This is a genomic window from Nocardiopsis sp. NPDC058789 (assembly GCF_042745575.1).
In the GTDB taxonomy this organism is placed as follows: Bacteria; Actinomycetota; Actinomycetes; order Streptosporangiales; family Streptosporangiaceae; genus Nocardiopsis; species Nocardiopsis eucommiae.
Genome location: NZ_JBHYOW010000010.1, coordinates 234,921 through 259,363, shown reverse-complemented (window position 1 = coordinate 259,363; position 24,443 = coordinate 234,921). Strand labels below are relative to the sequence as shown.

General features: G+C 72.4%; 26 protein-coding genes. 6 read left to right on the top strand and 20 right to left on the bottom strand.

The features are described from left to right. Positions 1-155 precede the first annotated feature (155 nt). From trpA to hisI, 8 genes are all read right to left on the bottom strand, one after another. Positions 156-968, bottom strand: a complete 813-nt coding sequence (gene trpA / locus ACFW3L_RS17325) for a tryptophan synthase subunit alpha (RefSeq protein WP_378741505.1) — start codon at positions 966-968, stop codon at positions 156-158. Next, positions 968-2,185, bottom strand: coding sequence for a tryptophan synthase subunit beta (trpB, locus tag ACFW3L_RS17320; protein ID WP_378741503.1), 1,218 nt, complete (start codon positions 2,183-2,185; stop codon positions 968-970). Before trpB ends, trpA begins: the two co-directional genes overlap by 1 nt. Before the next feature lie 251 nt (positions 2,186-2,436). Continuing rightward, positions 2,437-3,243, bottom strand: coding sequence for an indole-3-glycerol phosphate synthase TrpC (gene trpC / locus ACFW3L_RS17315; protein WP_378741500.1), 807 nt, complete (start codon positions 3,241-3,243; stop codon positions 2,437-2,439). Positions 3,244-3,454: 211 nt separating this feature from the next. Next, positions 3,455-3,988, bottom strand: a complete 534-nt coding sequence (locus ACFW3L_RS17310) for a DUF2752 domain-containing protein (protein ID WP_378741497.1) — start codon at positions 3,986-3,988, stop codon at positions 3,455-3,457. A 38-nt stretch (positions 3,989-4,026) separates the two neighbouring features. Then, on the bottom strand, positions 4,027-4,458 hold the full coding sequence (locus ACFW3L_RS17305; protein WP_378741495.1) for a CD225/dispanin family protein: 432 nt from the start codon (positions 4,456-4,458) through the stop codon (positions 4,027-4,029). A 168-nt stretch (positions 4,459-4,626) separates the two neighbouring features. Continuing rightward, positions 4,627-4,911 carry an HGxxPAAW family protein gene (locus tag ACFW3L_RS17300; protein ID WP_378741492.1) on the bottom strand — a complete coding sequence of 95 codons (285 nt, stop codon included), beginning with the start codon at positions 4,909-4,911 and terminating at the stop codon, positions 4,627-4,629. Further along, the gene (locus ACFW3L_RS17295) at positions 4,911-5,624 is read right to left on the bottom strand and encodes a Trp biosynthesis-associated membrane protein (protein WP_378741489.1); all 714 of its coding nucleotides are present in this window, start codon (positions 5,622-5,624) and stop codon (positions 4,911-4,913) included. Before ACFW3L_RS17295 ends, ACFW3L_RS17300 begins: the two co-directional genes overlap by 1 nt. Beyond that, complete coding sequence (hisI, locus tag ACFW3L_RS17290) at positions 5,621-5,965, bottom strand: phosphoribosyl-AMP cyclohydrolase (protein WP_378741486.1); 345 nt, start codon at positions 5,963-5,965, stop codon at positions 5,621-5,623. Before hisI ends, ACFW3L_RS17295 begins: the two co-directional genes overlap by 4 nt. Before the next feature lie 144 nt (positions 5,966-6,109). Here hisI and ACFW3L_RS17285 point away from each other — a divergent pair, with 144 nt between their 5' ends. Next, complete coding sequence (locus ACFW3L_RS17285; RefSeq protein WP_378741483.1) at positions 6,110-7,102, top strand: sugar isomerase; 993 nt, start codon at positions 6,110-6,112, stop codon at positions 7,100-7,102. Here the strand turns inward: ACFW3L_RS17285 and ACFW3L_RS17280 are convergent. The 10 genes from ACFW3L_RS17280 to hisD form a co-directional block, all read right to left on the bottom strand. Beyond that, positions 7,099-8,952, bottom strand: coding sequence for an ABC transporter ATP-binding protein (locus ACFW3L_RS17280; protein WP_378741481.1), 1,854 nt, complete (start codon positions 8,950-8,952; stop codon positions 7,099-7,101). The genes ACFW3L_RS17285 and ACFW3L_RS17280 overlap by 4 nt on opposite strands. Continuing rightward, positions 8,949-10,982 carry an ABC transporter ATP-binding protein gene (locus ACFW3L_RS17275; RefSeq protein ID WP_378741478.1) on the bottom strand — a complete coding sequence of 678 codons (2,034 nt, stop codon included), beginning with the start codon at positions 10,980-10,982 and terminating at the stop codon, positions 8,949-8,951. The genes ACFW3L_RS17280 and ACFW3L_RS17275 overlap by 4 nt, the downstream gene beginning before the upstream one ends. 277 nt (positions 10,983-11,259) lie before the next feature. After that, complete coding sequence (locus ACFW3L_RS17270; protein WP_378741476.1) at positions 11,260-12,114, bottom strand: peptidoglycan-binding protein; 855 nt, start codon at positions 12,112-12,114, stop codon at positions 11,260-11,262. A gap of 192 nt (positions 12,115-12,306) precedes the next feature. Next, positions 12,307-13,080, bottom strand: coding sequence for an imidazole glycerol phosphate synthase subunit HisF (gene hisF, locus ACFW3L_RS17265; protein WP_378741473.1), 774 nt, complete (start codon positions 13,078-13,080; stop codon positions 12,307-12,309). Next, positions 13,077-13,835 carry a bifunctional 1-(5-phosphoribosyl)-5-((5-phosphoribosylamino)methylideneamino)imidazole-4-carboxamide isomerase/phosphoribosylanthranilate isomerase PriA gene (gene priA, locus ACFW3L_RS17260; protein WP_378741471.1) on the bottom strand — a complete coding sequence of 253 codons (759 nt, stop codon included), beginning with the start codon at positions 13,833-13,835 and terminating at the stop codon, positions 13,077-13,079. Before priA ends, hisF begins: the two co-directional genes overlap by 4 nt. Before the next feature lie 41 nt (positions 13,836-13,876). Continuing rightward, positions 13,877-14,527, bottom strand: a complete 651-nt coding sequence (gene hisH, locus ACFW3L_RS17255; protein ID WP_352388633.1) for an imidazole glycerol phosphate synthase subunit HisH — start codon at positions 14,525-14,527, stop codon at positions 13,877-13,879. A gap of 52 nt (positions 14,528-14,579) precedes the next feature. Then, positions 14,580-14,741 carry a hypothetical protein gene (locus tag ACFW3L_RS17250; RefSeq protein WP_352388635.1) on the bottom strand — a complete coding sequence of 54 codons (162 nt, stop codon included), beginning with the start codon at positions 14,739-14,741 and terminating at the stop codon, positions 14,580-14,582. Beyond that, complete coding sequence (gene hisB / locus ACFW3L_RS17245) at positions 14,742-15,335, bottom strand: imidazoleglycerol-phosphate dehydratase HisB (protein WP_378741468.1); 594 nt, start codon at positions 15,333-15,335, stop codon at positions 14,742-14,744. A gap of 66 nt (positions 15,336-15,401) precedes the next feature. After that, complete coding sequence (locus ACFW3L_RS17240) at positions 15,402-16,481, bottom strand: histidinol-phosphate transaminase (protein ID WP_378741466.1); 1,080 nt, start codon at positions 16,479-16,481, stop codon at positions 15,402-15,404. A gap of 196 nt (positions 16,482-16,677) precedes the next feature. After that, a complete protein-coding gene (hisD, locus tag ACFW3L_RS17235; protein WP_378741464.1) occupies positions 16,678-17,982 on the bottom strand; it encodes a histidinol dehydrogenase in 1,305 nt (434 codons plus the stop codon). A gap of 249 nt (positions 17,983-18,231) precedes the next feature. On the opposite strand from hisD, the gene ACFW3L_RS17230 reads away from it, so the two are divergent. From ACFW3L_RS17230 to ACFW3L_RS17215, 4 genes are all read left to right on the top strand, one after another. Continuing rightward, positions 18,232-18,792, top strand: coding sequence for a ferritin (locus tag ACFW3L_RS17230; RefSeq protein WP_378741462.1), 561 nt, complete (start codon positions 18,232-18,234; stop codon positions 18,790-18,792). Between the two features lie 97 nt (positions 18,793-18,889). Next, positions 18,890-19,672 (top strand): LON peptidase substrate-binding domain-containing protein, encoded by a 783-nt coding sequence (locus ACFW3L_RS17225; RefSeq protein WP_378741459.1) that lies wholly within the window; start codon positions 18,890-18,892, stop codon positions 19,670-19,672. Between the two features lie 122 nt (positions 19,673-19,794). After that, positions 19,795-20,277, top strand: coding sequence for a Cys-tRNA(Pro) deacylase (ybaK, locus tag ACFW3L_RS17220; RefSeq protein ID WP_378741457.1), 483 nt, complete (start codon positions 19,795-19,797; stop codon positions 20,275-20,277). 155 nt (positions 20,278-20,432) lie between these two features. Then, positions 20,433-22,301 (top strand): AMP-dependent synthetase/ligase, encoded by a 1,869-nt coding sequence (locus ACFW3L_RS17215; protein WP_378741455.1) that lies wholly within the window; start codon positions 20,433-20,435, stop codon positions 22,299-22,301. A gap of 25 nt (positions 22,302-22,326) precedes the next feature. Here the strand turns inward: ACFW3L_RS17215 and ACFW3L_RS17210 are convergent, their stop codons facing one another. Next, the gene (locus ACFW3L_RS17210) at positions 22,327-22,956 is read right to left on the bottom strand and encodes a hypothetical protein (protein ID WP_378741453.1); all 630 of its coding nucleotides are present in this window, start codon (positions 22,954-22,956) and stop codon (positions 22,327-22,329) included. A gap of 78 nt (positions 22,957-23,034) precedes the next feature. Here ACFW3L_RS17210 and ACFW3L_RS17205 point away from each other — a divergent pair, with 78 nt between their 5' ends. Then, positions 23,035-23,568, top strand: coding sequence for a DinB family protein (locus ACFW3L_RS17205; RefSeq protein ID WP_378741450.1), 534 nt, complete (start codon positions 23,035-23,037; stop codon positions 23,566-23,568). A 61-nt stretch (positions 23,569-23,629) separates the two neighbouring features. Here ACFW3L_RS17205 and ACFW3L_RS17200 read toward each other — a convergent pair whose 3' ends face one another. Continuing rightward, entirely contained in the window at positions 23,630-24,418 is a 789-nt protein-coding gene (locus ACFW3L_RS17200) for a PadR family transcriptional regulator (protein WP_378741447.1), read from the bottom strand. Positions 24,419-24,443 lie beyond the last annotated feature (25 nt).

Genomic DNA, 24,443 nt, shown 5'->3' with positions numbered 1-24,443 from the left:
TGGACCTGGGTCCCCACAACACCCGTTTCAACACTCATCCCGCGTGGTTCTCGCGGGGGGGGGCGGGGGGTGGCATCCGCTCCGGGGGGGCCCGCCCCCCCCCGCCCCCCCCCACCGTGGGGCTGCACGTGGGCCGGGGCGGCCCAGGGCGGGGCCTACCGGGAGCGCACCCCGGCGGAGAGCTCCTCAGCGAAGGAGCGAACGGCGACGAGCCCGGTCTCCAGGTCCGGGGCGTCCAGGACGCGCTGGCAGAACCCGGCGCCCACGATGACGCCGTCGGCGTAGGCGGCGACCTCGGCGGCCTGCGCGGCCGTGGAGATCCCCAGCCCCACGCAGATCGGCAGGGCGGACTCGCGGGTGACCTCGCGGGTGCGGCGCACCAGGGTCGCGGCGGTGTCGGCCACCTGGGCGCGGGTTCCGGTGACCCCCATGAGCGAGGCCGCGTAGACGAACCCGCTGCACGCGCCGGTGGTCAGTTCGAGGCGCCGGTCCGTGGAGGACGGGGCCACCAGGAAGATCCGGTCGAGCCCGGCCTTCTCGGAGGCCGCGTACCACTCCTCGGCCTCCTCGGGGATGAGGTCGGGTGTGATGACCCCGGCCCCGCCCGCGTTGGCGAGTTCGGTGGCGAAGCGCTCGACGCCGTAGCGCTCGATCGGGTTCCAGTACGACATCACCAGGGCGGCGGCCCCGGTGGCGGCGGTGGCCTCCACGACACGGAAGACGTCGTCGGTGGTGGTGCCCGAGGCCAGCGCCCGATCCGCGGCCCGCTGGATGGTGGGCCCGTCCATCATGGGGTCGGAGTAGGGCAGGCCGACCTCGATGACGTCGCACCCGCCCTCGACCATGGCCTGGATGACCCGGATCGAGGAGTCGACGTCGGGGAAGCCCGCGGGCAGGTAGCCGACGAGCGCCGCGCGGTCGGCCGCGCGGGCCGAGGCGAGTGTGGTCTGGAGCGTGGTCGCGGCCATCAGGCCTGTCCCTCCGAGTCGACGAGGCCGAAGTAGGCGGCCGCGGTGTTGACGTCCTTGTCTCCGCGCCCGGAGAGGTTCACCAGGATCACGGCGTCGGGCCCGAGGCGTCGGCCGAGCCGGAGGGCCCCGGCCAGGGCGTGGGCGCTCTCGATCGCCGGGATGATGCCCTCGGTGCGGCAGAGCAGCCGGAAGGCGTCCATGGCCTCGACGTCGGTGACGGGCTCGTAGGTCGCGCGACCGGTGTCCGCCAGGTAGGCGTGCTCGGGTCCCACTGCCGGGTAGTCGAGCCCGGCGGAGATGGAGTGGCTGGGCAGGGTCTGCCCGTACTCGTCCTGGAGGACGAAGGTGCGCGCGCCGTGGAAGACCCCGTGGCTTCCCGCGGTGATGGAGGCGGCGGTCTCGTCGGTGTCGGCGCCCCGCCCCCCGGCCTCGAACCCGTACAGGGCGACGCTCTCGTCGGGGATGAAGGCCGCGAAGATCGCGATGGCGTTGGAGCCGCCACCGACGCAGGCGGCGACGGCGTCGGGGAGCCTGCCGGTGAGGTCGAGGACCTGCTGGCGGGCCTCGGCGCCCACGGTGAAGTGCAGGTCGCGGACGAGCTTGGGGAAGGGGTGCGGTCCGGCCGCGGTACCGAAGAGGTAGTGGGTGTGGTCGACGTTGGCCACCCAGTCGCGGAAGGTCTCGTTGATCGCGTCCTTGAGGGTGCGGCTGCCGATGGTGACCGGGACGACCTCGGCACCGAGCATCCGCATGCGGGCGACGTTGAGGGCCTGCCGTCGGGTGTCCTCCTCCCCCATGTAGATGACGCAGTCCAGGCCCATGAGGGCGCAGGCGGTGGCGGTGGCCACGCCGTGCTGGCCCGCGCCGGTCTCCGCGATCACGCGGGTCTTGCCCATGCGCTTGGTGAGCAGCGCCTGGCCCAGCACGTTGTTGATCTTGTGCGAGCCGGTGTGGTTGAGGTCCTCGCGCTTGAGCAGGACGCGCGCCCCGCCCGCGTGCTCGGAGAAGTTACGGGCCTCGGTGAGGAGGCTGGGGCGCCCCGCGTAGCTCTTGAGGAGCTCGTCGAACTCGGCGTGGAAGGCGGGGTCGTCCTTGGCCTTGGCCCACTCGGCCTCGACCTCGTCGAGGGCCGCGATGAGGGCTTCGGGGGCGAACCGGCCGCCGAAGCGGCCGTAGTGCCCGCGGTCGTCGGGTACCGGTTGGGCGTGGCTCATGGGAAGTTCTCCTGGGAAGAGGAGGCCGAGCGCGCGGGTCGGCCCGGGGCGTCGCGCCACGGGGGCCGCGCACCGACCGGCCGTGCGCCGCCTGGCTCGGGCGGCGCGGGTTGGTTCGGGTCGACGCGGCGACGGGAACCCGTGGGACGTGCCTACGGGCTCCCTAGAGCCATCGCCATCGGCGCAGGAGCGCGGGCGTGTGCCGCGCGTGCTCCGTGTACGCCTTCGTCGGTCCCATCGTGTTCGTCCCGTCAGTTCCGGTCGCGCAGCGCGGGGTGGGCGCCGGCGGTCACCAGGTCGGCGACGGCCTCGCGCGGGTTCCGTCCACGGACGAGGCTCTCGCCCACGAGGACGGCTCCGGCACCGGCACCGGCGTAGGCCAGCAGGTCGTGCGGGCCTCGGATCCCGGACTCCGCGATTCTGACGCGGTCGGCCGGGATGAGGGGGGCGAGCCGGGCGAAGGTGTCCCGGTCGACCTCCAGGGTCTTGAGGTTGCGCGCGTTGACGCCGATGACGGTCGCTCCGGCGTCCAGGGCGCGGGCGACCTCCTCCTCGTCGTGGACCTCGACCAGCGGGGTCAGGCCCAGCGAGCGGGCGCGTTCGACCAGGGAGACCAGGGCGTCCTGGGGCAGGGCGGCGACGATGAGGAGGATCGCGGAGGCGCCGAAGACGCGGGCCTCCCACAGCTGGTAGGAGCTGACGACGAAGTCCTTGCGCAGCAGCGGGGTCTCGACGGCGGCGTGCACGGTGCGCAGGTCGTCCAGGCTGCCGTTGAACCGGCGTCCCTCGGTGAGCACGCTGATCCAGGTGGCGCCGCCGGCCTCGTAGTCGCGGGCCAGCGCGGCGGGGTCCGTGATGGAGGCGAGCGGGCCCTTGGAGGGGCTGGCCCGCTTGACCTCGGCGATGACGTGGACGCCCGGGCGGCGCAGGGCGGCCTCGGCGTCCTGGGGGACGGGCACCGACTCGGCTTGGGCCTTGAGGCGGTCCAGGGGGAGTTCCGCCTGTCGCTGCGCCAGGTCAGCGCGTACTCCGTCGAGGATCTCGTCGAGCACGCTCACAGGTTCTAGCTCCCTCGTCCATTGCGGTTGGCGGTGGCCGGTCCGGAGGTGGACACGGCCGGTCCGATCGGGTGTGGGCTCGGGGCCGTCACACCGTGTGCTGGTCATCGTATCCACCCTCAGCGGCCGTGGGGCCGCCGCCCCCGGGTCACCGCGCCGGGAGATTCCGTGCGATCGAGGAGGAACCCGCCCCATCCGGTCCGGTCCGTTCTCACCAGGCGGGCAGTAGCGGGGTACCGGGGGCGAGGAAGGAGAACCACGGCAGGTTGCGGGCGATCCAGAAGACCACGAAGGCGACGAGGAGCGTCCACACGAACCAGGTGGGGGCCGGGACGGGCGGTCGCGCCCGTGGGCGCAGGGTGCCGACCAGCCAGGCCGCGTAGGTGAGGGCGAGATAGGGCAGGAGCAGAACCAGGAGCGGGTTCATGCCGAGGGCGCCGACCACGTCCAGGTGGGTGAGGAGCGCGACGGCGCGCATGGTGCCGCAGCCGGGACAGAACGTGCCGGTGAGGAGCAGCCAGGGGCAGGTGGGGTAGTTGCCCGGTTCGTTGGGGTCCACCAGATGGAGGAGGACCAGACCGGCGAGCCCGAGCAGTCCCAGGGAGACCGGCCAGGTCACGGGGTGGATCCGCTGGACGAGACGGGCGACGCGGCCCGGGGCGCCCTCCCCGGCCCGGGCCGCGGGACCGTCCGGGAGGGACGGGGCGGAGGCCGGGGCGCGGGCGGGTTCGTCGTCGTGCTGCACGCGCCCACCCTACCGGCGGCCGCGTCGGGGCACTCGGGTCACATCATGAGCGCGGAGACACCGAAGCCGAGGAACATCAGCACGTAGAAGAGGAAGAACAGGGCCGTGACCACGAAGCAGCACAGGCCGATGATGCCGAGGATCTTCGCGGTGTTGGCCGCGGACTCCGCCCCCGCGTAGTCACCGATGTGCCACTTGCTGCTGACCTGGAGCGCGAAGATCAGGCCGATGATGCCGATGATGCTCGTCATGCCGAGGCAGCCGAAGATGCCCAGGATGTTGAAGACCATGTAGTTCCTGGGCGGGTCGGACGCGGGGGGCTGCGCCCCGTAGGGTCCGGGCACGCCGTAGGGCGGCACGGGCGGTCCGTAGTGTCCCTGCTGGCCGTACTGCGGGACCGGCGGACCGTAGCCGCCGGTGGACTGGTCGTAGCCCGAGGGATCGCCCGGGGGCGGAGGACCGTAACTCATGGGTGGTGTCCTTCCGGACGTGTCTGCCGAGGGGCGAGGGGAACCGGGGGCCCGCCCGACCTGCGGGCCGACGGCGGAGCCGGTGAGGCGAATGTACCCGCCCCGCGGGCACCCGTCCATTTCCGTGGCCCACGCGCGGTGGGCCACGGACGCTCCGGACGGAAGGGACTACTGGGCGGCGGCGGTGGCCTCGCGGCCGGCCTCCCACTCCTCACGCGTCGGCGGGACGGGGCGGGGCTCCTTGCGGCCCAGGCCGACCTTCTTCATGACACCGGCGACGGCGGCCAGGGCGATGCTGGCGACCAGGGCGATGACGGTCCAGGTGACCAGGGCGCCGCCGAAGATGATGGCGACGGCGGCCACGGTCCAGGCGACGATCCAGGAGACGGTGAGGAACCAGGCGGACACGGTGTTGCCGTGGTCGTCGTGTTCTTCGTGGTGGGCGTCGGCCATCAGGGGCTCTCCTTGGGTTGGGCTGGCGACTCGGCCAGCGGTGCGGGTTCGGTGTCGCCACCGGAGTCCGTGCGAACCGCCGGTTCGGTTGCGGCGGACGCGCCGGGCTCCGGGGCGCCAAGAGTGGGGTCGTCACCGGCGTCCAGTGATTTCCACAGGTCGGCTGGTGTCTCCGCGTGGCGGGGACGCGGTGCGGCGTCCCGATCGTACCGGTTTCCCATGCCGGGCCAGGCAGGGGCACGCGCTACCGAGACCAGGCCGGTCAGGAGCACCAGGACCGCCCCGACCGCGCCCATGACGGGGCCGAGGGCGTGGAGTTCGGGTGCCGCGGCGCTCTGCGCGGCGCCCGCGGTGTCGGCGGCCAGCCGGGTGACGGAGTCGGTCAGCGCGCCGGGACGGGTGGCCGACCAGAGGGAGGTGAGCGCGAACACACCGCAGGCCGCGATGAGCAGGCCCACGACGCGACGGGCCCAGGAGCGGGCCGCGTACAGGCCCACGATCCCGGCGAGCGCGGCCCACCCCAGGCCGCGCGGGGCTCCGGTGAGGTCCCCTCCGGTCAGGTCCACGGGGACGGCGGCGACCGGTCCGGGCGAGGCGAGCTCACCCGTGACCCACACGCGTCCGGAGGCGGCCAGCAGGAGCGCGGCCCCGGCTGCCAGGCCGAGCGTGGTCACGCCGTACTCGCGGCGGGCGCGGACCGTGGCGCGGGTCACAGCAGCCGTCCGGCGTCGAAGCAGGTGCGGTCCCCCGTGTGGCAGGCGGCTCCGGTCTGGTCGACGCGGACCAGCAGGGTGTCGCCGTCGCAGTCGAGCGCGACGGAGACCACGCGCTGGGTGTGACCGGAGGTGGCGCCCTTGACCCAGTACTCGCCCCGGCTGCGCGACCAGTAGGTGGCGTCCAGGGTGGTGAGGGTGCGGTGCAGGGCTTCGTCGTCCATCCAGGCCAGCATGAGGACCTCCCCGGTGTCGTGCTGCTGCACGACGGCGGGGACCAGGCCGTCCGCGGTGCGCTTCAGGCGTGCGGCGATGTCCGGATCGAGGTTGGTGGCGCTCATGCCTCCAGGTTATGACCGATGTCCGCGCTCCGCCCACCGGGTGCGGTTTGACACCGGTCACTCCCCCGGGGCCCGGAGGGGGGATTAGAGTTCGTGCGTCCGTGACGTCGCCGTTCCGACGGTTCTGCCAGCTTGGGAGCTCCCGTGACCGCCGAGCACCTGTCCGCCGACCTGGCGGGGAAACCCGCCGCGTTGACCGAGCTCGCCCAGCGCTTCCCGCGCTGGGACCCCTACGCCGCGCTGCCCGCGCTGCTGGGGGACGAACCCGTGTCGGTGCGGTTCCTGGCTCTGGGTCCGGCGCGGCGCGCGTGCGAGGTGGCGGCGGCGCGGCTGCGGCGCGGGGGCGTGGCGGCGCACGCCGACTTCTCCTCGTCGGTCGAGGAGCCGCCCGCCGACCCCGAGACGCTCGTGGTGGCGGTGAGTCTGGGGGACGGTCAGCGGGAGCTGCACTCGGCGCTGGACCGGTACGTGGGGCGTTCACCGGTGATCGTGCTGGCCCCGGACGAGGACGCGGTGGTGGGTCGCTACGCGGACCTGTTGGTGCCGCTGCGGGCGGGTGAGGAGCGGGCCGGGCTCGGGTGCCGCGCCTACCAGCACGCCCTGGCGTTGCTGCTGTTGCTGGGGCAGCGGCTGGGGGCGCCCTCGACGGGGAGCAGCGGCAACTTCCCCGGACTGCTCCAACGGGTCGCCAACGCGTCGCGGGTACTGCTGGAAAGCGCCCCGGAGTGGGTACCCGAGGCCGCGCGGCTGCTGGACTCCCCCGACGGGGTGCGGCTGGTCGCCCCGGCCGAGCGGTTGGCCTCCGCCGAGCAGGGGGTGCGGGTGCTGCGCAGGGGGCCGATCCGGGTGGCGCACACGGCGGAGACCGGTGAGTGGTCGCACTCGGACCGGTACCTGGCGGCGGTCACGGACTACCGGGCCCTGCTGTTCGCGGGTTCCACCTACGACCAGCGTTTCGCGGAGCACCTCGGCCAGCTGCGGGGGTCGTTCGTGGCGGTGGGCGCCACCCCCGGACGCGAGCGCGTCCCGGGGGTGGCGCTGAGCGTGCGCTACCCGGGCGACGGCGACCCCGACGTGAGCCTGCTGGCCGAACCGCTGGTGGCGGAGCTGCTGGCGGCCCACTGGTGGAGAGGCTAGGCGGAGGAGCGGACCCAGGAGGCGTAGAGGTCCGCGTACACGCCCGGCCGGTCCACGAGTTCGTCGTGGGATCCGCTCTGGACGATGCGGCCGTCGTCGAACACCAGGACCCGGTCGGCGGCCTCGGCCGTGGACAGGCGGTGGGCGATGGCCACGGACGTGCGGCCCCGGGTCAGCCGGTCCAGGGCCCGCTGGATGCGGACCTCGGTGTGCGGGTCCACGGCCGAGGTGGCCTCGTCCAGGACGAGCAGGTCCGGGTCCGCGATGTAGGCGCGCACGAGGGCGACGAGCTGACGCTCCCCCGCTGACAGGGACTCCCCGCGCTGGCCCACCGGCGTGTCCAGGCCGTGGGCGAGGCTTCCCAGCCAGTCCGCCAGGCCGAGTTCGGTGATGGCCGTCTCCAGCTCGGCGTCGGTGCTCTCGGGGCGGGCGAAGCGGATGTTGTCGCCCAGGGAGCTGTCGAACAGGAACCCCTCCTGGGGGACCATGACGACGCGGGCGCGCAGTGAGGAGAAGGAGACCTCGCGCAGGTCCACCCCGTCCAGGCGGACGGTGCCGGACGCGGGGTCCATGAGGCGGGTGAGGAGCTTGACGAAGGTGGTCTTGCCCGACCCGGTCTCACCGACGACCGCGACCCTGGTTCCCGGGGTGATCTCCACGTCCACGTCGTCCAGGACCACGGGACCCTCGGGGTAGGAGTAGGTGACCCGGTCGAACCCGACCCGGACCGGCCCGCGCGGCAGGACGCGTCCGGCCTCGCCGGGGTCCGCGATGTCGGGGACCGTGTCGAGCACCCCGAGGACGCGCCGCCACCCCGCGATGGCGTTCTGGGCCTCGTTGAAGATCTCCGTGGCCATCATCATCGGCTGGATGAAGAGCGTCATGAGGAAGAGGAAGGCGATGAGCTGACCCGCGGTGAGGTCTCCCCCGACGCCCAGCCAGACACCGACCAGGACGACGGCGACGTTGCCGACGGCGGCGACGATCTCCGCGAAGGGCGAGACGGCCATGGACAGGCGCTGCGCCCTGACCTGGGCGAGCCGGGTGGCCTGGACCGTCGTGTCGATGCGTCCGGCGGTGCGCTCCTCGGTGCCGTGGGCGCGGATGACGGCGGCGCCCATCACGGTCTCCCCGATGGCGCCGAGCATGTCGCCGGTGCGCTCACGGACCGTGAGGTAGGCCCGGGACAGCAGCTTCTGGAGCCAGCGGACGCCGAAGAGCAGCGGCAGGAAGCAGATCCACACCACGAGGGTCAGCTGCCAGGAGTAGACCGCCATGAGGGTGGTGGCGACCAGGAGCTGGCCGACGCTGACGAGCAGGAGCAGCCCGCCCCACTGCATGAAGGTGCTGATCTGGTCGACGTCGCCGGTGACCCGGGAGACCAGGGCGCCCTTGCGCTCGCTGTTCTGGGTGAGCACGGACAGGTCGTGGACGTGGCGGAAGGCCTTGCGGCGCAGGGTGGCCAGACCGGACTCGGTGGCCCGGTACAGCCGCAGGTTCATCAGGTACGAGCAGAACATGGTGACCACGAGCAGCGCCGCGCAGACCGTCACCATGCGGGTGACGAAGCCGAGGTCGGGACCGGTCTCCCCGGTGAGCCCGTTGTCGATGATCTGCTGGACGGCGACGGGGACGATCACCTTGCCCGCGGTGGCGACCAGGGCGAACACCAGCGTGAGCCACAGGCCCCGGGCGAACTCCGGGGACAGCTGGAGACCGCGCCGGATGGTACCGAACGCGGAGTCCTGGTTCTGGTGCAGGGAGAGGACGGGGTCGCGTTCGGGGCGCCCGGCCCCGGCCTCCGCCTGCTCCGACCGGTCGTCGGTACGGGGCTGGGTCGGTGCGCTCATCGGCTGGTCTCCTCGGCGGCGTCGGTGGGGTGTCCTCCGGTGGGCAGGTGCGGTTCCGCGGGGCCGGGCTCCTCCGGGAGGGGAGCGCGCTCGCTCTCGTTCTCCGCCGAGGCGCGCTCGTAGGCGGTGACGAGCCTGTTGTACCCGCTGGAGGTGACCAGGAGCTCGGCATGGGTGCCGCGCGCCAGGACGCGTCCGCCCTCCATGTAGAGGACCTCGTCGGCGAGCTCGATGGTGGCCCTGCGGTAGGCCACGACGACCACGGTGGCGGCGTCGTCGCGTTCGCGCAGTCCGGCCAGGATCTGGGCCTCGATCTGCGGGTCCACGGCCGAGGTGGCGTCGTCCATGATCAGCAGGCGGGGGCGGCGGACGATGGCGCGGGCCAGGGCGAGGCGCTGGCGCTGTCCGCCGGACAGTGTGGTGCCCTTCTCCCCGAGACGGGCGTCGAGGCCTCCGTCGAGTTCCGCGATGAACCCGTCGGCCCGTGCCAGCCGGAGCGCGGCCCAGATCTGTTCGTCGTCGACCCCGGCCGCGCCGAGGGAGACGTTGTCGCGGACGGAGTCCTCGAACACGAACGTGCCCTGGGGCACGAGCGCCGCGTGGCGCGGGATCTGGCCCCGGGCGAGGTCGCGCACGTCGACGCCGTCGTAGCGGACGGCGCCGGACTCGGGGTCGACCAGGCGCATGAGGACGGTGGTGAGGGTGGACTTCCCGGACCCGGTGGGTCCGACGAGGGCGACGGTGCGCCCGGGGGCGATGTCGAGGTCGACGCCGTTGAGGACGGTGGTGCGGGCCCCGGTGACGGTGTGGTCGTCCAGGAGGTCGCGGCCGCCGCCCTCGGCGTCGTAGGCGTCGGCGTAGGAGAAGGTGACGTCGCGGACGCTGAGTGCGAGGCCGCGCTCGGTGCTCTCCAGGGTCCGGTCGCCGTGTTCCATGGCGCCGTCGGAGTTGAGGACGGACTGCACGCGGTCCCAGCCGACGACGCTGCGCGGCAGGTCACCGAGGATCCATCCGAAGGAGCGGATGGGCAGGGCGAGGAGTGTGAAGAGGAAGGCGATCTGCACGAGCTCGCCGGGTTCGATGGCGCCGGTGGACAGGCGCCACATCCCGAGGAGGAGGACGGCGAGCACCCCGAAGTTGGGCAGGGCCTCGGTGAAGGGGTCGAACATGGAGCGCATGCGGCCGACCTGGATGAGGGCGTCGCGCAGGCGGTGGGCGGACCGGGTGAAGCGTTCGGTCTCGGTGTCCTCGCGGCCGAGGGTCTTGACGACGAGGGCGCCGTCGAAGGACTCGTGGGCGACCCCGCTGACCTCGGCGCGCAGGGCCTGGGCCCGGGAGGCCATCGGGGAGACGCGGCGCTGGAACACCACGTTGGCGGCGGCCAGGATCGGGAAGACCACGAAGGCGACCAGGGCCAGGACCGGGTCGGTGACGATCATCGCGACGGACGCGATGACCAGCATGAACACGCTGCCGACGGCCATGGGGAGCGGTGCGAGGGGCTGCCAGGCGGCTTCGACGTCGGCGTTGGCGTTGGACAGGAGCTGGCCGGTGGGGTGGCGGTGGTGCCAGGAGAGCGGGAGTTCCAGGTACTTGCGGGCGACGGCGCGGCGGTAGCGGGCCTGCATGCGGAACTGCATGAGCCCGGCGAGCAGGCGACGCAGGGCGAGCCCCACGGCCTTGCCGAGGCCGACCGCCATGAGCAGGGCCGCGGCGGCGAGCAGTGCGGCCGCGGTGGTCTCTCCGGCGGAGAAGGCCGGGAGGATGGTGTTGTCGGTGAGGTGTCCCAGCACGGAGGCGGAGCCCACGGAGACGCCCGCGTGCAGCATGGCCCCGGCGACGGCGGCGAGGAAGATCCACGGTTCGGTGCGGGCGGCGACGCCCAGGACGCGCATCCCCCGGGCGAAGACGCCCTTGTGGGGGTCGGTGGCCTGGTCCGGGGTGCCGGTGTCGGCGCTCTCGGCGGCGGGGTCGCCGGGCGGGTCGCCCTCCCGTGTCGCCTGGTTCGCCGTCGTGGTGCCCTGCGCCATACGCCCCCGCTTCCTCGTCCTGACCGGTTCGCTCCGGCCGCCCGGCCACGTTCCGTCCGTTCCCGGGCATGCCGACGGGCACGGGTCGCGTGTTGGGGCCAACCTATCCAGCGGCACCGACAGCTGCCACCGGATTGTTTCAGCGCGGGACACATCCGTGCTATTCCGTACAACGGGAACTTCCCGGGGGTCCCGGGGTGTACACGCGTCGGGCCCGGTACGCCGCGGGAGGCGTACCGGGCCCCACTCTCGTCACGTCAGGTGGTGCGGGTACGGGCTAGGAGCCGCGCACCGTCTCCAGCTCACGGGCCTGGTCGCCCTCCTCGACGGGAGCGTCCTCGGCCGGGCCCTGCTCGGCGGGACGGCCAGGACCAGCGGGACGACCCGGACCGGCCGGACGCACCTGCTCGGCGGGGCCCTGCTCAGCGGCTTCCTCGGCCGGGGCCTGCTCCGCGGGAGCCTGCTCCGCGGCACCCTCGGCCGGAGCCTGCTCCGCGGCCTCCTCGCCGGGGGCCTGCGCCCTGGAGGAGCAGCTGTCGACACCGGTGATGCTGGCCTTGTAGGTGAGCCAGCCGTAGACGCCGTCGACGCCGATGCACTTCTCGCGCTGGAAGTTGCGGACGGCCTGCTCCGTGGCGGAGTTGTAGCGGCCGTTGACGGTCAGACCGGCGTCGTTCTTCTCGTTGAGCAGCACCTGCACGGCGCGGACGCCGTAGCCCCGGTCGTCGCGCTGGAAGCCGTCGGCGCTGGTCGGGAACAGCTCGTTCCGGATCTTGATCCAGCTCTGTGACTCCAGGACGCCGTTGACGTCGATGCCCTCACGGCGCTCGAAGTCGCGGAGGACACGGTTGAACTCCGACGTGAAGGTCTCGCTCGTGTTGTCCGTGATGTAGCCGAGGTGGTTCAGGAAGTACTGCGCGGCGAGGATGTCGACGCTGGGGCCGGGGTTCTGGAGCGAGTAGTTCGGCCAGACCTGGGCCTGGATCATCTGGATGACCTCGTCCGGCGTGCGCTCGAAGTCGTCGGCCGCGGCGGACGGGGCCATGAGGGCCATGCCGCCGATGGCGATGGCTCCGGCGGTGGCGAGGGAAGCGAACCTGCGAGCGAGGCCGGTGATGACGTGCTTGGACATGATGGGCGACTGTCTCCCTGTCGTGGCTGCTAAGACGCGCTCATGCTCACACGGACCACAGCTTGGTCAACGCCATGACACGCTTTGATTACTGACAGTAATCATTGACACGGTTATGCAGGTCACAGGCCCCGAGCGCACGCGCTCGGGGCCTGTTCTTCGTCATGTCGGCGTGTCGCGACCATCCACCGCCTACCGGACCGGGTATCCGGCCTCACGCAGGCTACGCTTGACGTCGGCGATGGTGAACTCCCCGAAGTGGAAGACGGTCGCCGCCAGCACCGCGTCCGCGCCCGCGGCGACCGCCGGGACGAAGTGCTCCACCGCGCCCGCCCCGCCCGAGGCGATCAGCGGGACGTCCACCCGCGCGCGCACCGCGCGGATCAGCTCCAGGTCGAAACCCGCCCGGGTGCCGTCGGCGTCCATCGAGTTGAGCAGAATCTCACCGGCCCCCAGCTCGGCGGCCCGCTCACACCACTCCAGAGCGTCGACACCGGCGCTCTCCCGACCGCCGTGCGTGGTGACCTCGAACCCGCTGGGTGTGGGACGACCGCCCTCGCGCACGCGGCGCACGTCGGCGGAGAGCACCAGGACCTGGCGGCCGAAGCGTTCCGCGATCTCCCCGATCAGCTCCGGACGGGCGATCGCGGCGGTGTTCACCCCCACCTTGTCGGCACCGGCGCGCAGCAGCCGGTCCACGTCCTCGGTGGTACGGACCCCTCCCCCGACGGTGAGCGGGATGAACACCTGGTCCGCGGTGCGGCGCACCACGTCGAAGGTGGTCTCGCGGTTGCCGCTGGAGGCGGTGACGTCCAGGAAGGTCAGCTCGTCGGCGCCCCCGGCGTCGTAGGTGCCCGCGAGCTCCACCGGGTCACCGGCGTCGCGGAGGTTCTCGAAGTTGACGCCCTTGACGACGCGTCCGGCGTCGACGTCCAGACACGGGATGACTCGGATGGCCAGGCTCACCGATCCGCACCCCGCACCGTGGTCAGGGCGTCCTCCAGGGTGAAGGCGCCCTCGTACAGGGCGGTGCCCATGATGGCGCCCTCCACGCCCAGCGGGACCAGGGAGGAGATCGCCTCCAGGTCGGCGAGGCTGGACACGCCGCCGCTGGCGACCACCGGCTTGTCGGTGCGCTCGCACACGGTGCGCAGCAGGTCCAGGTTGGGGCCCTTGAGGGTGCCGTCCTTGTTGACGTCGGTGACCACGTACCGGGCGCAGCCCTCGGACTCCAGGCGGTCGAGGGTCTCCAGGAGGTCGCCGCCGTCGCGGGTCCAGCCCCGGGCGGCCAGGGTCGTGCCGCGCACGTCCAGGCCGATCGCGATCCGGTCGCCGTGCTCGGCGATGATCCGGGCGCACCACTCCGGGTTCTCCAGGGCGGCGGTGCCGATGTTCACGCGGGTGCAGCCCGTGGCCAGGGCGGCGGCCAGGGACTCGTCGTCGCGGATGCCGCCGGACATCTCGACCTTCACGTCGAGGCGGTCGACGATGGCGCGCAGGAGGTCGCGGTTGTGGCCCCGGCCGAAGGCCGCGTCCAGGTCCACCAGGTGGATCCACTCGGCCCCGGCGTCACGCCAGGCGCGGGCGGCCTCGAAGGGGTCGCCGTACTGGCCGCCGGAGCCGGCCCTGCCCTGGACGAGCTGGACGGCCTGGCCGCCGGACACGTCCACGGCGGGCAGCAGTTCGAGTACGGGGGTCGACGGGGTGTGGTCGCCGGTCATGGTGCCTTCTCGTGCTCGGTTCGGTTCGGGGACATGCGTCGTCACAGCGTGCCGACCCAGTTGGCCAGGACCCGGGCCCCGGCGTCACCGGACTTCTCCGGGTGGAACTGGGTCGCGCTGAGCGGACCGTTCTCCACGGCGGCCACGAAGGGTTCGCCGTGTTCGGACCAGGTCACCCGGGGGCCGCGGATACGGTCGCTGTGACTGACGAACTCCCAGCGGCGGACCGCGTAGGAGTGCACGAAGTAGAAGCGGTCCTCGGGGCCCACCCCCGCGAACAGGCGTGTGTCCTCGGGCGGGGTGACGGTGTTCCAGCCCATGTGGGGGACGACGGGCGCCCGGAGGCGTTCGACCGTGCCCGGCCACTCACCGCAGCCCTCGGTGGCGCGGTCCTCGGCGTGGACGTCGGCCTGTTCGACGCCCCGGTCGAAGAGGACCTGCATGCCCACGCAGATCCCCAGGACGGGGCGGCCCCCGGCCACGCGCCGACCGATGATCCGGTCTCCCCCGGCCGCCCGGAGGCTGGCCATGCAGGCGCTGAAGGCGCCCACCCCGGGGACGACCAGCCCGTCCGCGTCGAGCGCGGCGTGCGGGTCGGAGGTGACGGTGACGTCGGCGCCGGTGCGCTCCATGGCGCGCTGGGCCGAGCGGAGGTTGCCCGACCCGTAGTCGAAGACGACCACACGTGACATTCGAGTGCGTGCCCTTCAGTTGGTGAGGTGAGCGTCCCTGGACGCGGGGGGACTAGAAGTAGCCGAGCCGCAGCACGCCGGAGACCACGGCGAGCGCGACGCACCCGGCAAGGACGCCCGCGATGAGGCGGTTCCTCCCCCACAGCGCGTACACGCCGCCGGCGAGGAATCCGCCCAGGACGAGCAGGAACAGGCCCCAGAGGTCGGTGTCCATCTACAGGACGCCCTTGGTGGAGGGCACCCAGTCCACGCGCGGGTCGTTCTCGGTGGCCACGCGCAGTGCGCGGGCGAACGCCTTGAACTGCGCCTCCACGATGTGGTGGGCGTTGCGGCCGTAGGGCACGTGGACGTGCAGGGCCACGCGCGCCTGGGCGACGAACGACTCGAAGATGTGGCGGGTCATGGTCGTGTCGTAGTCGCGGCCGATGACCGGCGCCATGCCCTCGGGCTCGGTGTGCACGAGGTAGGGGCGGCCGGAGACGTCGACGGTGACCTCGGCCAGCGCCTCGTCGAGCGGGACCTTGGCGTCGGCGAAGCGGCGGATGCCCGCGCGGTCGCCGAGGGCCTCGCTGAAGGCCGCGCCCAGGGCGAGGGCCGTGTCCTCCATGGTGTGGTGCGCGTCGATGTGCAGGTCGCCCTCGGTGCGCACGGTGAGATCGAAGAGTCCGTGCTTGGCGAGCTGGTCGAGCATGTGGTCGAAGAATCCGACCCCGGTGGAGACGTCGGCGACGCCCGTGCCGTCCAGGTCGACCTCGACCAGGACCTTGGTTTCCTTGGTTGCGCGTTCGACGCGCCCGATGCGGCTCATGGTGCCTGATCCTTGGTGGTGCTGTGGTGGTGGTGCGGTGCGGTGGTGCCGGGCGGGCCGGCCAGGCTAGCGGCCGGTGACCTTCAGGAGCGCCGCGCGGAAGGCGGCCATCTCCTCGCTGGTGCCGACGGTGACGCGCAGCCAGCCGTCGGGGCCGGTCTCGCGGATGAGGACGTCCTGGTCGAGCAGGTCCCGCCAGACCCGGCTGCGGTCCTCGAACTCACCGAACAGGACGAAGTTGGCGTCCGAGTCCGCGACGGAGAACCCCTGTTCCCGGAGCCAGAGGACGAGCGCGTCGCGTTCGGCGCGGAGGTCGTCGACGGCGCCGAGGAGCTCCTCGGCGTGCTCCAGCGCGGTGAGGGCCACCGTCTGGGTGACGGCGGACAGGTGGTAGGGCAGGCGGACCAGCTGGAGGGCGTCCACCACGGCGGGGTGCGCGGCGAGGTAGCCCACGCGCGCCCCGGCCAGGGCGAAGGCCTTGGACATGGTGCGCGAGACGATCACCCTGGGGTGGTCCGGCAGGGACAGGGCGCTGGGCGTGTTCGCGCGGCGGAACTCGGCGTAGGCCTCGTCGACCACCACGACCCCCGGGGCGGCCCGGGCGACGCGCTCGATGTCGGCCATCTCCAGGGCGGTACCGGTGGGGTTGTTGGGCGAGGTCAGGAAGACGACGCTGGGCCGGTGCTCCTCGATGGCGGCCAGGGCGGCGTCCACGTCGATCCGGAAGTCGGCGTCGCGCGGGACCGGCACCCAGTGCGTCCCGGTCCCCCGGGAGATGATCGGGTGCATCGAGTAGGACGGCTCGAAGCCCATCGCCGTGCGGCCGGGTCCGCCGAAGGCCTGGAGCAACTGCTGGAGGACCTCGTTGGAGCCGTTGGCCGCCCAGACGTGGGCGGCGGTCAGGCCGTGGCCGAGGTAGGCGGCCAGGCCCTCACGCAGCCGGACCGCGTCCCGGTCGGGGTACCGGTTGAGCCCGAGGGCGGTGTCCGCCACCGCCTCGGCGAGGGCCTTCGCCAGGCGCGGGGAGGGCGCGTGGGGGTTCTCGTTGGTGTTGAGGACCACCGGCACGTCCAGCTGCGGTGCGCCGTAGGCCGAGCGTCCGCGCAGGTCGTCGCGGAGCGGCAGGTCGTTCAGGGTGAAGCTCACTGGGTTCACACTCGTGGTCGGTCGTGGCGGGACGGTCTCCCGGGGCCACTGTGACCACCGTGGTCACAGGGGTCCCCTCCGGTCGCCCCGCCGGGGCGGGCGTCTGACGGCCTCCGGTTCGCTTCGGCCGTTGTTCGGGCGCCGCCGGGGGCGGTCACCCCCGGCTCCTCCCCGGAACTGCTGGAACACCCCCGGGTCAGGGCGTGTTCCCCTCCTCCGTGCGCGCGGCCACGGCCTCGCCGTGCGCGGGCAGGTCCTCGGCCTGGGCCAGGGTGATGACGTGATGGGCGACGTCGGCCAGCGCGTCGCGGTCGTACTCGACGACGTGCACCCCGCGCAGGAAGGTCTGCACGCTCAGGCCACCGCTGTGGCAGGCGCAGCCGCCGGTGGGCAGCACGTGGTTGGAGCCCGCCGCGTAGTCACCGAGGGAGACCGGGGAGTGGTCCCCGACGAAGATCGCTCCGGCGTTGCGCACGCGCGCCGCCCGAGCCGGGGCGTCGGCGGTCATGATCTGCAGGTGCTCGGCCGCGTAGGCGTCGACGACCGCCAGCCCCTGCTCGAGGTCGTCCACCAGGACGATGCCGGACTGCGGGCCCGACAGGGCTTCACGGACGCGCTCGCTGTGCTTGGTGGCGGCGACGCGCGCGGCGAGGCGTTCGGTGACCGCCTCGGCCAGGGCCTCGTCCGGGGTCACCAGGACGGAGGCGGCGACGACGTCGTGCTCGGCCTGGCTGATGAGGTCGGCGGCGACGTAGTCGGGGTTGGCGGTGGAGTCCGCGAGGATCGCGATCTCGGTGGGCCCGGCCTCGGCGTCGATGCCGATGACGCCCTTGAGGAGGCGCTTGGCGGCCGCGACCCAGATGTTGCCGGGGCCGGTGACCATGTCGGCGCGCTCGCAGTCGTCGGTGCCGTAGGCGAACATCGCCACCGCCTGGGCGCCACCGACCGCGTACACCTCGTCCACGCCGAGCAGCGCGCAGGCGGCGAGGATGGTCGGGTGGGGCAGCCCACCGAAGTCCTTCTGCGGCGGCGAGGTCACCGCGAGGGAGGCCACGCCCGCCTCCTGGGCGGGGACGACGTTCATGATGACGCTGGACGGGTAGACGGCGCGGCCGCCCGGCACGTAGAGGCCGACGCGGTTGACCGGGATCCACTTCTCCGTGACGGTGCCGCCGGGGACGACCTGGGTGGTGTGGTCCTGGCGGCGCTGCGCGCTGTGCACCTTGCGGGCGCGGCGGATGGACTCCTCCAGCGCGGCGCGCACGGCGGGGTCGAGTTCGACGAGGGCCGCGTCGATGGCGTCCTTGGGGACACGGACGTCGGTGAGCCGCACGCCGTCGAAGCGTTCGGTGAGTTCGACCAGTGCCTCGGTCCCGCGATGGCGGACGTCCTCACAGAGCGGCCGCACGCGCTCGGTGGCGTCGGCCACATCGATTTCGGCGCGCGGAAGGGCGTCGCGCGGGTCGTCCTGGGAGCCTCGGAGGTCGATTCGACTGATCACGGTCCCAGTCTAGGGGGCTCGGCCCAATCCGTGGGTGGCGGAGTCCGGATGATGGACACCACACCCGCGCGACCGGCGCGAACCCGCTTCCCGGACCCGCGCCCCGACGACTCCCCGGACGCGCGAAATAAGCGTCGCCTAAGTTTGGGACACCTTACCTAATTTGATGAAAGAAAGGCTTGCCTCATTCATTGGGACGCCACTCCGAGGTGTTTCGCAAAACGCTTTTTAATGGGTTATCGTGGGGGCATGACTTCGAACAAGACCGGCGATAGCAGCCATTCCAAGTTCCATCGTCTCCTCATCGACCAGGTGCGGCACGAGTTCACCGCCTCGCACCAGTACGTGGCGATCGCGGCCTGGTTCGACGACCAGGACCTGCCCCAGCTGGCCAGGGTCTTCTACGAGCAGTCCCTGGAGGAGCGCGACCACGCGATGATGATCGTGCGGTACCTGCTCGACAGCGACGTCACCTTCGCCCTTCCCGGCGTGGACGACATCGAGACCGATTTCGCCGTCGCCCGCGACCTGGTCGCCCTGGCCCTGCGCCAGGAACGCGAGGTGACCGACAACTTCCAGCGACTGGCCAGGGTCGCCCGCGACGAGGACGACTACACCGGAGAGCAGTTCCTCCAGTGGTTCATCCAGGAGCAGGTGGAGGAGGTCGCCAAGATGTCGACCCTCCTGAACGTCGTGGACCGCGCCAACGGCAACCTGTTCGACGTGGAGACCTTCGTCGCCCGCGACATGCCGAGCGAGGACAACGGCAGCCAGGGCGCTCCGGGCACCGCGGGCCCCTCGGTCTCCTGACCGGCCGCGCCTCCGGCGCCGTCCGCGCACCCGCCCCGCCCGGGCCGCCCCGGGCGGGGCGCCCGCGTCCGTACCCCGGCGGGGGCATACTGGGACCATGCCAGAGGCGCTGCCGATCTTCCCGCTGAACACCGTGCTGTTCCCCGGTATGACGATCCCACTCCACGTGTTCGAGAACAGGTACCGTCGGCTGGTCTCGGAACTGCTCGGCCCCACCCTGGCCGGGGGCGAGCCGGGTGGCCGGGACCACGGACCCGCGCGCTTCGGGGTCGTCTGGATCGAACTGGGCCAGGAGGTGGCCAGTGAGTCCGGGCAGGGCTCGGGGGGCGCGGACACCGGTGTGCCCAACACCGCCGGGCCCGGGGCGCCGGCCTCCCTTCCGCTGGTGAGCGCGACCGGGTGCACGGCCGTGGTGCGCGACGTGCGCACCTACGAGGACGGCCGCTACGACCTGGTGGTCGAGGGCGGCACGCGGTTCACCATCACCGACCTGTCGGACGTCGACACCGCCTCCACCGACGACTACTCGACGGCGGCGGTCTCCCTTCTGCCCGAGCCCCTGGGGCCGGACGTCGAGGAGCACGCCGACCGGGTGCGGGAACTGTACGAGGTGTACGAGCGGCGGCTGGCGGACATCGGCATGGCGTCGGAGACCGCGGGCGACCTGCCGCGCGACCCGATCGCGTTGTCGTACACCGTGGCGATCTCGGTGGTGCTGGACTCGGCGGAGAAGCAGCGTCTGCTGGAGGCCGAAGACGCGGCGACCCGGCTGGCGGTGGCCGCGCGCTTCCTGCGCAGGGAGAACCGGATCGTGGCCGCGCCGGACCTGCCCAACCTCCCCGCGGGCCCGTTCCTCGACAACGGGGTCTCCTTCAACTAGGGCGCCGTCTCAGGGGATCCTCCCCCTGACGGGGACACCCCCGTCACCTGGTGCGGTGTCCCGTGTACGGAGGAGTAGCCTGCCCTGAGGTGGAAGTACGAAGTGGAAGGCCCAGGTGACCCATGAGTGGAAGATCCACGCCCGCGACGGTGGCCGCCAGCAGGACCAAGACCACCTACACGTTGCACCCCTATGAGGTGAACGGGGGCGAGGGCCACTCCTATGGCGCGGACGCCGCCGACGCGATCGGGGTACCGCACGAGCAGGTGTTCAAGACGCTGGTGGCCGAGGTGGACGGCGTGTTCACCGTCGGGGTGGTGCCCGTGAGCGCGTCGCTGGACCTGAAGGCGCTGGCGGCCGCGGTCGGCGGCAAGCGGGCGACGATGGCCGATCCGGTCCGGGCGGAGAAGATCACCGGGTACGTGCGTGGCGGCATCAGCCCGTTGGGGCAACGCAAGCGGCTGCGGACGGTGATCGACTCCTCGGTGGCGGAGCTGCGTGCGGTGTACGTCTCCGCCGGGCGGCGGGGACTCCAGATGGAGCTGACCCCCAAGGACCTCATCGCCCTGACGGAGGCCTCCCTCGCCCCCATCGGGACGGACTGAACGACCCAGGGCGCCGGGGCGGCCCGGAGCGGGCGAAGAGGAGTCGTCGCCCCGTGCTCGGCCCCGGAATCCGCTGGGTCACAGGGGTCCGTGGACCGGCACACATTCGCGTACGGAGTGTTGCCCGCCCCCCTACCCAGGGGTAGCTTTGTGACATGGGCAACACTTCATCCCCCTATCGGTCCGTTCCCGACATGTTCGTCTCCCGCGTCGCCGAATCCGGCGACCGGGAGGCGTTCACCTACCCGGTCCCCTCCCCCGCCGGTGGCGGCGAGAAGTGGGAGTCCCTGACCTGGAACCAGACCCGTGACCGTGTCCGCGCCCTGGCGTTGGGCCTGCACTCCCTGGGTCTGACCTCCCAGGCCCGGTGCGCGATCGCGTCGAGCACCCGCGTCGAGTGGGTCCTGGCCGACCTCGCGATCCTGTGCGCGGGCGGCGCCTCCACCACGATCTACCCCTCCTCCGGCCCGCCCGACTGCGCGTTCATCGTGTCCGACTCCGGCAGCATGGTGGCCTTCGCCGAGAACGACGAGCAGGTCGCCAAACTCCTGGAGCAGCGCGGCGCCATGCCCGGACTGTCCCGGGTCATCGCCTTCGAGGGGGCGGCCGGGGGCGACGACGACTGGGTGATGAGCCTGTCCGAACTGGAGGAGGTCGGCGCGGGCCTGCACGCCGAGCGGCCCGATCTCTTCGACACGTTGGTCTCCTCCGTCCGCGCCGACCACCTGGCGACGCTGATCTACACCTCCGGCACCACCGGCCGCCCCAAGGGGGTGCGCCTGGACCACGCCAACTGGCTCTACGAGGCCGAGGCGCTGCGGGTCATGGGCGACGAGATGCGCGCCCAGGGCTGGGAGATGCTCGACGCCGACGACGTCCAGTACCTGTGGCTGCCCCTGGCCCACAGCTTCGGCAAGGTCATGCAGGTCGCCCAGTTGCGGCTCGGGTTCACGACCGCCGTCGACGGCCGCGTGGACCGGATCGTCGACAACCTCGCCGTCGTGCGGCCCACCTTCATGGCCGCCGCCCCGCGCATCTTCGAGAAGGTGTTCAACCGGGTCGTCATGCAGGCCAAGGAGGGAGGCGCCGCCAAGTACCGGATCTTCCGGTGGGCCGTCGGCGTGGGAGACCAGGTGGCCCGGCTGAGGGAGGAGGGCCGGGAGCCCGGCGGACTGCTCGCCGTCCGGTACCGGGTGGCCGACCGCCTCGTGTTCGCCAAGCTGCGTGCCCGGTTCGGTGACCGGCTGAAGTTCTTCGTGTCCGGCAGCGCGCCCCTGGCCCCCGAGATCGGCCGGTTCTTCTACGGCGCCGGGATCACCATCCTGGAGGGCTACGGCCTGACCGAGACCTCGGCGGGGGCCTTCCTCAACCGACCGGGTGACGTGCGCTTCGGCTCGGTGGGGCTGCCCCTGCCCGGGACGGAGGTGCGGATCGCGGAGGACGGCGAGGTCCTATTGCGCGGCGGAAGCGTGATGCGCGGCTACCACAACCTGTCCGGAGCCACCCAGGAGGTCCTCGACGAGGACGGCTGGTTCGCCACCGGTGACATCGGCGCCCTGGAGAACGGCCGTCTGCGGATCACCGACCGCAAGAAGGAACTCATCAAGACCTCGGGCGGCAAGTACGTGGCTCCGCAGAGCATCGAGAGTCGGTTCAAGTCCCTGTGCCCCTACGTGGGCAACCTGGTGGTGCACGGTGACCGTCGGCCCTACTGCGTGGCCCTGGTGACCCTCGACGCTGAGGCGATCGAGGTCTGGGCCGAGGCCAACGGCCTGGGCGCGCTGAACTACCTCGGGCTGACCAGGGAACCCAAGGTGCGGGCCATGCTTCAGGAGGCCATCGACGAGCTCAACCGCGGCCTGCCCCGGCACGAGTCCGTCAAGGACTTCGCCATCCTGCCGAACGAGCTCACGGTGGAGCAGGGCGAGATCACACCGAGCCTGAAGATGCGCCGCAGAGCCGTGGAGGAGCGGTACCGGGACCTGCTCGACGGCATGTACGAGGACTCCGTGCAGACCCTGTGAGCGCCGCCGGGCGCGGCGGACGCCCTCAGCCGAGTCCGGCGGTCCCCGCTCCTCCCTGACGGGGGTCGCCGGTCAGGGGGACGACACCCTCGGCGGGGATCCGGTCCCGGACAGGTTCGGGCACGCCGGGCTGGTCGCCGCGCATCAGGCTGAAGGCGTCCAACAGCCCGTACTGGAGGACGTGCACGAAGGGCCACACGACCAGGAACGCGACGGCTTGGAGCTGGAGGGCCGCGACCACCGTGCCACCGGGGTCGGTGGCCAGCACGGCCTCCCGGGCCGGAGCGTCCAGAGCGACGCCGATCCGCCAGACCAGCAGGGACGCGGCGGCCGCGCCGAGCGTGCTCGCGACGAGTCCGACCATCCGCAGGTCCTGGAACCGGCGCCGGGCCAGGGAGAACTGGACCATGTACGCGGCGTAGCCGGTGACGAGCCCGGCCAGCGCGGTGATGACGACGAAGTAGCCCTCCCCCGCGAAGACCTCCTCGGAGGCGCCGGTGAAGACCCCGCCGTCCGGCAGGACCACCACCTCGGGCCGCGGGGCGAGCCACCACCACAACGGGGCCAGGAGGGCGCCCAGCAGCGCCGTACCCCCGAGGAAGGCCACGCCCACGACCAGGCCGCGTACCGGCGCGCCACCGCTCTGTTCCGCCATCAACCGCTCCTCATCATCGCCACCCGGCCCCGCCGAAAACCAGTGGATACCGGACATGGCCCGAAGGAGAATACCGCCATGAGCGACAAGAGCAGCCTCCACGGCCTCCCCGAGCGTGTCGATGCTCCCACAGCGGCCGACGAGCGCACGATGCTCCTGGCCTGGTTGGACTGGCACCGCGCCACGGTGCACCGCAAGTGCGCGGGTCTGGCCGCCGACCTCTCCTCGTCGGCGCCGCTGCCGGGGTCACCGATGACCACCATCGGCGGGATCGTCTCCCACCTCCGCTGGATGGAGGCGTTCTGGTTCGAGGTGGTGATGCTCAACCAGCCCGACCTGGCGCCGTACACGGTCGAGGACCCGGACGCCGAGTTCAGGGTGGGGGCGCGACGGCCCCTGGAGGAGCTCCTCCCCGAGTACGCCGCGCAGTGCGAGCGTTCCCGGGAGATCACCTCCCACCTGGAGCTCGGCAACTCCGCCCGCCGCGTGCTGAGGGAACGCGACCGGGTGACCCTGCGCTGGGTGGTCCTGCACATGATCGAGGAGACTGCCCGGCACAACGGACACCTGGACGTCCTCCGGGAGCTGGCCGACGGCGCCACCGGCCAGTAGCCCTCCGGCGTGCGCGGGCCCGGGACGGTACTCACCGCCCCGGGCCCGACGACCGCGCGGATCAGTCCTGGTCGTCACCGTCCTCGGAGGAGGGGGCCTCCTCCTCGTCGGCGAGGATCAGGTACAGACCGCGTTTGGTCTCGGCCAGCAGGCGCTTGGCCCGCTCCAGCTGCTCCGGGGTCCCGGCCTGGGCGACCTGGGACGCGGCGGCCGAGAGCTGGTAGGCCAGGGCTCCGATCTCCTCGTAGCGGGACCTGGCGTCGGCGTGCGCGTCCGCTCCCGCCTCCCACGGCGGGGTGAGGTCGGCGCCGTTCTCCTCCAGGTAGGCGATGCCCTCGTCGGTGAGCTGGTAGGGGCGGCGGCGCCCCTCCCCCTCGACCTGCGCGACCAGGCCCTCGTCCTCCAGCTGCTGGAGCATGGGGTAGACGGAGCCGGGGCTGGGGCGCCAGGCGCCGCCGCTGCGCTCGCGTCCCTCGCGGATGATCTCGTATCCGCTGCGCGTCTCCTCCGCCAGGAGCATGAGGATGCCGGTGCGGACGTCGCCGCGCCGGGCGCGGCCGCCTCCCCTGCGGGGCCCGTGCCCGCCCCCGAAGGGGAAGCCCGGACCGAACGGTGCCCCCGGGCCTGCGGGACCGAAGTGCCCGCCCGGGGACCCTCCCCACGGAGGGGGCGGCGACCCGGGTGGGCCGGGCGGGGGCGGCGGGTGGCCGAATCCGTCCCGTCGCGGGCCCTGGTGCTCGTCGTGGTGTGCGTTCGGGATGTCTGTGGGGCGCGGGGCCCAGGGCAGCCGGGGACGCTCGGTGCGTCGCCCGCCCCAGGGCCAGGGGCCGGGAAGTGCCATCGCGGTCATGTCGTTCTCCTTGGTAGCGATTGAT